Raw genomic sequence first — 7,425 nt, 5'->3', positions numbered from 1 at the left:
TTTAAAATACAAAACGCCCGATGAAGTACATCGAGCGTTTTAGTTAAAAAGTGTCAACCCATATCAGGACGGGTCACTAGATTAGCCTTATTCTTCGGTTTCCGCTTCTACTTCTTCGCTTCGACGAGTATAAAAACGCGCGAAGAACAAACCGACTTCAAACAGTAAACACATCGGAATAGCGAGTAAGGTTTGCGAGATCATGTCTGGTGGCGTTAACACCATACCTACGACAAACGCAGCCACTATAATATAAGGACGTTTCTGTCTTAAATCTTCTGGTGTAGTGGCCCCAGTCCAACACAACAAAATAATCGCAACAGGCACCTCAAATGCGATACCAAACGCCATAAATAGCGCCAGCACAAAGTCGAGATAACTCGAGATATCAGTTGCAAACTCTACTCCACCAAGAGAGATGGCGGTAAAGAAGCCAAACACCAATGGAAATACCACGAAGTAGGCAAATGCCACTCCACAGTAGAACAATAGCGAACTAGAGAACAGCAGTGGCATGATCAATCGACGTTCATGCTTGTACAAACCTGGCGCTACAAATGCCCACACTTGATACAAGATAAACGGCACCGCAATAAATACCGAAGCAATTAACGTCAGCTTAAGTGGCGTAAAAAAAGGTGATGCTACATCCGTAGCAATCATGGTCGCGCCTTCAGGTAGACGTTCTACTAAAGGTGCGGAAACAAACTCGTAAATGTGGTTAGAGAAATAAATTAGTCCGACAAACACGACCAACACTGCGAGGATTGAGCGCAGTAGTCGGTTGCGAAGCTCCAACAAATGACTAATTAAAGGTTGTGTCTGCTCGACGGTAGACATGGCAAACCTCTTATTAAAAACCAGATCAAAAAGGAGCTACCAATCACTAGTAGCTCCTCCTAATGAGACTATTCGGCTTTCTTATCTGCCGCTGTAACCTTGCTCTCTTGCGCTTTCTCTACCTTTTCTGCTGCTGGCTCTGTTTTTACAGGCTCAGCCTCTGAATCGGTGTTCTTTGCGTAAGGACGATTTACAGATTGCGCTGCCTTCTTCAACTCTTCAACTGAAGATTTCAACTCAGGGGACAAATCATCCATCCCCATTTGTTCTGCTTTGCGCAAGTTTTCTTGCAGCTCTTGGACTTTCAGCTCGTGTGACAATTCGTCTTTGACGCTATTTGCCATACTCTTAGCGGCACCGATAAAGCGAGACACGCTGCGAATAGCATGAGGCAAACGCTCCGGCCCAAGAACGACCAGACCAACAACAGATATTAATACCAGTTCCCAAAAACCGATATCAAACACGTTTTACGCCTGCTCTTTGTCTTTTTTCGTTTCAGGAGCAGCTTCTTTTTTCTGCTGCTCTTCTAGACTTTTTGGTTCGAAGTCTGCGTCTTTGTCATTTTTCGCAGGTTCATCTTCGCTCATCGCTTTTTTGAAGCCCTTAACGGCACCACCCAGATCGCCACCGATACCGCGTAGTTTCTTTGTTCCGAATAGCAATACAACAATTACAGCAATGATTAGAAGTTGCCAAACACTGATACCACCCATTCTCTTTACCTCGGGTCTTTAAACAAACAAAAATATTTCAAGAGTTTAACGTCTATTGACGATAAGCTCGCCAACTAAGCAGCCAAAATGTGACACCTGCGATACCGCAGGCCAACGAAAGCTGCTCAAAAGCATCGTTCACCAATATTGCCGAGCATACGACTAAAGTCGCGCCAACGCCAAACAAAAACTTTCCTGTCGCCTGCTGGCGCTTGCTCTGGCGATACCCTTGATAAAGCTGATCCATACGTTGATTCATCGCTTTACCTTGTTTCAGGCTATCGTAAAGTAGCTCTGGCAGTTCAGGTAATTTCTCTGCCCAAAATGGTGCGCGGTCTTTAATCGCATTCACTAGAGCTTGCGGCCCAACTTGATTCATCATCCATTCCTCCAGGAATGGTTTTGCGGTCTCCCACAAATCAAGTTGAGGATATAGCTGCCTACCAAGCCCTTCCACGTACAACAGCGTTTTTTGCAACAGTACAAGCTGTGGCTGAACCTCCATATTGAATCGACGTGCCGTGTTGAACAAATTCAACAACACATGACCAAAGGAGATTTCGCACAATGGCTTAGCAAAAATAGGCTCACACACAATGCGAATCGCGAACTCAAACTCATCGACATTGGTATCCGCAGGCACCCACCCTGAATCCACATGTAACTCCGCCACTCGGCGGTAGTCACGATTGAAAAACGCCAGGAAGTTTTCCGCCAGATAACGCTTGTCTTCGCTATTAAGTGTACCAACGATTCCGCAATCTAGCCCTATCCACATTGGGTTCTCTGGATGTTCGGGTTTGACGAACACATTACCCGGATGCATATCGGCATGGAAAAAGCTGTCTCGGAACACCTGAGTGAAGAACACACTCACACCGCGTTCCGCGAGCAATTTCATATTGGTGCCATTTGCTTTCAAGCCTTCAATATCAGAGACTTGAATGCCATATATTCGCTCAGAAACCATGACAGTTTCATTACTGAAGTCGGGAAAAACTTCAGGAACATACAATTCTTCGCTGCCCTCAAAGTTGCGGCGCAACTGAATGGCATTCGCCGCCTCACGTCGCAAGTCGAGTTCATCAAGCAGGGTTTTCTCGTACTCACGCACGACTTCAACTGGTTTTAAACGACGTGCTTCAGGCATCGCTCCGGCGACTATACGCGCCATTCGGTGCATCAGTTTTAGATCTGAATCAATGACTGGGCGAATATCTGGGCGGATAACCTTTAATACCACTTCTTGGTTAGTGTCTTTTATGCGCGCAGTATGTACCTGAGCAATCGACGCAGACGCCAGTGGTTTGATATCAAACTCGGTAAACCATTTTTCTAACGGACCACCTAATGCTTGCTCCATCTGCTTTTTTGCCAACTCGCCATCAAAAGGCGCGACTTGGTCTTGAAGTAAAGCTAGGGGATCAGCGATATGCGGAGGAAATAAGTCACGGCGCGTCGACATCATCTGACCGAACTTAATCCAAACCGGCCCCAGCTCTTGCAGTGCTAAACGCAGACGTTCACCGAGTGGTTTTTCTGGGTGCTTGTTCTTAATCCAAAACAAGCTTTTGCGCAGTAAAAGCGGCGCTTTGGTCAGTTGGTGATCGGGAAGCAGCTCATCTAAGCCGTATTCCAGTTGTACTTTGGCGATGTGGTATAAGCGCTTTAGTTCTGCTGGCGTCATGGTTTCTCCAATGCAGGCTTATCTGCATCCAGCTTATTCAGCAAAGCCGTTAAACGAGCTTCAATACGAGAAGCCTGGCTGCGAACCTCATCAACTTGGTCGCAGAAATAGGCCACTTCTAACGGAGCGGGAGCCAGTTTCCATTCTTCAGTCACTACTTGCGCAAGATGACGCTGGTGTTTTTCTGCTTGAGACGCAAGAAAGTTGCCGATGTTTTTTGAACCTTGCACAAAGGTATGTGCGGCGACATCGCCAGTCACGCGAGACAACCACTCTTCAACATCTGGTTTGCAATCCACCATCAACTGAGAGAATTTCTGCGCCAATTGAATATCGCCTTCGAGTTCAAGTTTATCTTGTTTAATAAGACGAGTGATGTTGGCCTGATCGCGCAGCTCTGGTAACACACTCAAGTTGAGCGATAGATAGCAGTTAGGCTGCCCTTCGTAATGACCAAGCACATCAATTTGCTGACTAAAAACGAATGTCAGTGTTTTATTGATCTCTTTCAGGTGAACTTGAATAACTTGACCTTTTAGACGCGCTAAACGACGGCCCAATGCAGGGTCGTCTTTGATCAGTGTATTCAGTGACGTTTCAATCACAGCGGTGATAAGTGGTTCAAATGGCATGCCGTTAACCCTTAGAATTTATAACCGCGATGCAAAGCCACAATACCACCAGTTAAGTTGTAGTATTTGGTGTTTTCAAAACCTGCTTCTTGCATCATGCCTTCCAGCGTTTCTTGGTCTGGATGCATACGGATTGACTCCGCTAGGTAGCGGTAACTCTCTGAGTCATTCGCAACTAGCTCACCGATTCTCGGCAACAAGTGGAATGAATATGCGTCGTATACTTTCGATAACGGCTCTAGCACTGGTTTTGAAAATTCCAACACCAATAGACGGCCGCCTGGCTTCAGTACGCGGAACATTGAACGAAGCGCTTTGTCTTTGTCAGTCACATTACGCAAACAAAAACTGATGGTGATGACATCAAAATAATCATCTGGGAACGGCAGTTCTTCTGCGTTGGCTTGAACGTAATGCACGTTACCCACAATACCGTTATCACGCAGTTTATCGCGACCAACGTTAAGCATTGAGTTATTGATATCGGCAAGGATGACATGGCCTTCATCGCCAACAATGCGCGAGAATTTCGCCGTCAAATCCCCCGTACCACCACCTAGGTCAAGAATACGTTGGCCAGGGCGAGCGCCACTACAATCGATAGTGAAGCGCTTCCAAAGGCGGTGAATACCACCTGACATCAGGTCATTCATGATGTCGTATTTTGTTGCCACGGAGTGGAATACTTCGGCAACCTTAGTCACTTTTTCGTCTTTTGCCACTGTAGAGAAACCAAAGTGAGTGGTTTCATTCTCTAACGCTGTATTGGATTGCAAACTTGTGTCCGTCATTCTAATTCCTCTTAGGCAGCGCTTTCCTCTACGGGGCGTTTGTTGACAAATAAAATCGCCCACTGCACTGCGGGCGATTAGTTTACTTTATCCTCAGCCGGATGTCTTTCTACTAACGGGTCATTTTCTGAAAATGCATCACTCTGCGCTAACTGCGCGAGGTCGGAAGAAATCGGTCGTTTAATTTCAACTCCCAAGTGTTTAAAGCTTTCGGCTTGGCGAATCACATTTCCGCGCCCTGTGGCAAGCTTGTTCATCGCACCTTGATAGCTTTGATTCGCCTTATCCAGCGCACCACCGAGCCCCTCCATGTCGTCTACAAACAATCGTAATTTGTCGTAGAGTTTTGTCGCACGCTGCGCAATCATTTTGGCGTTTTCATTTTGGCGTTCATTGCGCCATAGATTATCAATGGTGCGCAATGCCACCAGCAACGTTGTTGGGCTCACCAAAATGATGTTTTGCTCCATCGCGTCTTTGATCAAACTTGGATCGGCTTGAATCGCGACTTGGAACGCCGGCTCAACCGGGATAAACATCAGAACATAGTCCAAACTCTGAATACCTTTGAGTTTGTGGTAGTCCTTCATGCTTAACCCTTTGATATGTGCACGTAGAGCGGCTAAATGCGCATTCAAAGCCTGATCGCGCTCAGCATCAGTTTCGGCGTTGAAGTAGCGCTCATAGGCAACCAGCGCCATTTTAGAATCCACAACCACTTGTTTGTTTTGTGGGAGATGAACAATGACATCAGGTTGGTAACGCTTGCCTGCTTCATTTTGTAAGTTCACCTGAGTCTGATATTCGTGCCCTTCACGCAAGCCAGATTCGGCAAGTACCCTAGCGAGCACCACTTCGCCCCAGTTACCTTGTTGTTTGTTGTCCCCTTTCAACGCTTGGGTCAAATTAACTGCTTCGCGCGTCATTTGCTCGTTCAAACGTTGCAGGTTTTTCAGCTCATGCACTAAGGTATGGCGCTCTTTAGCTTCTTGGCTAAAGCTGTCATTAACGTGCTTTTTGAACCCTTCTAACTGTTCTCTAAGCGGTGACAACAAGCCTTCTAAACTCTGACGGTTTTGCAAATCGACCTTCGCGGTTTTTTCTTCAAACAGTTGATTTGCCAAGTGCTCAAATTGTTGTTTCAAGCGTGCTTCCGCTTGTTCTAAAATTTGCAGTTTTTCTGCATTGGCTTGGTTAATTTGCTCATGGCGAGCTTGCTGTTCACGCAGTTGCGTTTCTAGACGTGATTTGTGTTCACGCATTTGACCAAGCTCATCGAAGTATTGCTGGCGCTCTTGCTTTACGGCCTCGAAGTAACGCAGTTTTTCCATAGCTGCCATCAGCTTTCCGTGCGTTTGACGCACTTCAAACGCGGCTTTATCGCGCTCATCATCTAATTCATCCAACTCTTGCTGGGCATCGGCAAGGCTTTGCTTGACCTGTTCAAGTTGCTGTTGATGAAGCTGTTTTTCTGAAACAAGTTGTTGCTCGAGAAGCTGAGTTTGGGTGATAAAACGCTGTTTCACCCACCAACCGGCAGCGACACCACTAAGCGTGGCAGCACAAAGAGAAGAGAGAATGAGAGATTGGTACTCAAGAATCCATTGCATAATAGCGAGTTAGCCTGTGTTTTGTATCTATAACAATGGTATTTAGACACTGGATAAATGTCCAGTTTGTTGGATGAAAAATCCTCGCATACACTAGGCCTTCCTATAATATTCTTTCTTCCGCTCAAATTATCCAAACCGAGCGGCACATCATCACGCAGAGGCATCATGAACGAGCGTCGCGCCCTAGGATTTGGGCTCTCAGCAGTATTACTTTGGTCTACCGTTGCAACCGCATTTAAACTCACGTTGGCAGAATTTACGCCGATTCAAATGCTATGCATTGCCAGCATCGTCTCTGCGATTGCGCTAACAGTAATCTGTGGCGTGCAAGGTAAACTGGGCCAGTTAAGCGCTACATTTTTCTCAAACCCTTGGTATTACCTACTGCTTGGGTTGATTAACCCTTTGGCGTATTACGTTATTCTGTTCAAAGCATATGACTTGCTGCCCGCATCTCAGGCTCAAGCGATCAACTACAGCTGGGCCATCACCTTAACGCTAATGGCCGCTGTTTTCTTAGGACAAAAGATCCGTGGTAAGGACTGGCTGGCTTGCGGTTTTAGTTATGTCGGCGTGATAGTGATTGCCACACAAGGCAATCTTTTAGGCATGGAATTTGAGAGCCCGTTGGGTGTTGGTCTTGCGCTGCTATCAACGCTGCTGTGGGCCGGTTACTGGATTTTAAATACCAAAAATAAGGCCGACCCTGTGGTTGGCGTTCTGCTCGGCTTTTTGGTCGCTATTCCATTCGCCATTGGTTTAAGTCTTTATGAAGGTGCGAACTGGCAGATGATCTCAGCTAAAGGCTGGGCAGCGGTGACGTATGTCGGACTGTTTGAAATGGGGATCACTTTCGTTTTGTGGCTGAGCGCACTCAAATCAACGCAAAACACCGCGCGTATCAGTAATCTGATCTTTGCTTCTCCATTTATCTCACTCATGTTGTTAGCTACTATCATCGGCGAAGAAATTCATCCTTCAACCTTGATTGGCCTGGTGTTGATCATCAGTGGCTTAGTCATTCAGCAAGTCTCATGGGGCAAGAAAACCAAAGCGGTAAACGCTTCTTAATCACCTATCAAAAGCCCTAAAAAACGATGCAATAAGTTGGATAAAAAAGAGATATAGATAACATTTTAATGATAG

The 7,425-nt window shown here is 46.2% G+C and carries 8 protein-coding genes; 1 reads left to right on the top strand and 7 read right to left on the bottom strand.

The features are described from left to right. Window positions 1-87: 87 nt before the first annotated feature. The 7 genes from tatC to rmuC form a co-directional block, all read right to left on the bottom strand. On the bottom strand, window positions 88-840 hold the full coding sequence (tatC, locus tag R7P80_RS28910; RefSeq protein WP_005379234.1) for a twin-arginine translocase subunit TatC: 753 nt from the start codon (window positions 838-840) through the stop codon (window positions 88-90). A gap of 68 nt (window positions 841-908) precedes the next feature. Next, window positions 909-1,307, bottom strand: coding sequence for a Sec-independent protein translocase protein TatB (gene tatB, locus R7P80_RS28905; protein WP_033905892.1), 399 nt, complete (start codon window positions 1,305-1,307; stop codon window positions 909-911). Window positions 1,308-1,310: 3 nt separating this feature from the next. Then, the gene (tatA, locus tag R7P80_RS28900; protein WP_005382958.1) at window positions 1,311-1,556 is read right to left on the bottom strand and encodes a Sec-independent protein translocase subunit TatA; all 246 of its coding nucleotides are present in this window, start codon (window positions 1,554-1,556) and stop codon (window positions 1,311-1,313) included. A 52-nt stretch (window positions 1,557-1,608) separates the two neighbouring features. Then, window positions 1,609-3,243 carry a ubiquinone biosynthesis regulatory protein kinase UbiB gene (gene ubiB, locus R7P80_RS28895; RefSeq protein WP_005379226.1) on the bottom strand — a complete coding sequence of 545 codons (1,635 nt, stop codon included), beginning with the start codon at window positions 3,241-3,243 and terminating at the stop codon, window positions 1,609-1,611. Beyond that, window positions 3,240-3,875, bottom strand: a complete 636-nt coding sequence (locus R7P80_RS28890; protein WP_005379213.1) for an SCP2 domain-containing protein — start codon at window positions 3,873-3,875, stop codon at window positions 3,240-3,242. The genes ubiB and R7P80_RS28890 overlap by 4 nt, the downstream gene beginning before the upstream one ends. An 11-nt stretch (window positions 3,876-3,886) precedes the next feature. Beyond that, a complete protein-coding gene (gene ubiE, locus R7P80_RS28885; RefSeq protein ID WP_017635022.1) occupies window positions 3,887-4,666 on the bottom strand; it encodes a bifunctional demethylmenaquinone methyltransferase/2-methoxy-6-polyprenyl-1,4-benzoquinol methylase UbiE in 780 nt (259 codons plus the stop codon). Between the two features lie 77 nt (window positions 4,667-4,743). Then, window positions 4,744-6,276 (bottom strand): DNA recombination protein RmuC, encoded by a 1,533-nt coding sequence (gene rmuC / locus R7P80_RS28880; protein WP_005379209.1) that lies wholly within the window; start codon window positions 6,274-6,276, stop codon window positions 4,744-4,746. A gap of 168 nt (window positions 6,277-6,444) precedes the next feature. Here rmuC and R7P80_RS28875 point away from each other — a divergent pair, with 168 nt between their 5' ends. Continuing rightward, entirely contained in the window at window positions 6,445-7,350 is a 906-nt protein-coding gene (locus R7P80_RS28875) for a DMT family transporter (RefSeq protein ID WP_017635023.1), read from the top strand. Window positions 7,351-7,425 lie beyond the last annotated feature (75 nt).

Source organism: Vibrio sp. 2092 (assembly GCF_033339635.1).
In the GTDB taxonomy this organism is placed as follows: Bacteria; Pseudomonadota; Gammaproteobacteria; order Enterobacterales; family Vibrionaceae; genus Vibrio; species Vibrio alginolyticus.
The sequence above is the reverse complement of the archived record's forward strand: the minus strand, read 5'-3'. Positions and strand labels throughout refer to the sequence as shown.

Excerpts from the sequence above, each read along its gene's own strand:
- tatC (WP_005379234.1), bottom strand. The coding sequence starts at position 840 with ATGTCTACCGTCGAGCAGACACAACCTTTAATTAGTCATTTGTTGGAG.
- rmuC (WP_005379209.1), bottom strand. The coding sequence starts at position 6,276 with ATGCAATGGATTCTTGAGTACCAATCTCTCATTCTCTCTTCTCTTTGT.
- tatA (WP_005382958.1), bottom strand. The coding sequence starts at position 1,556 with ATGGGTGGTATCAGTGTTTGGCAACTTCTAATCATTGCTGTAATTGTT.
- R7P80_RS28875 (WP_017635023.1), top strand. The coding sequence starts at position 6,445 with ATGAACGAGCGTCGCGCCCTAGGATTTGGGCTCTCAGCAGTATTACTT.
- ubiE (WP_017635022.1), bottom strand. The coding sequence starts at position 4,666 with ATGACGGACACAAGTTTGCAATCCAATACAGCGTTAGAGAATGAAACC.
- R7P80_RS28890 (WP_005379213.1), bottom strand. The coding sequence starts at position 3,875 with ATGCCATTTGAACCACTTATCACCGCTGTGATTGAAACGTCACTGAAT.
- ubiB (WP_005379226.1), bottom strand. The coding sequence starts at position 3,243 with ATGACGCCAGCAGAACTAAAGCGCTTATACCACATCGCCAAAGTACAA.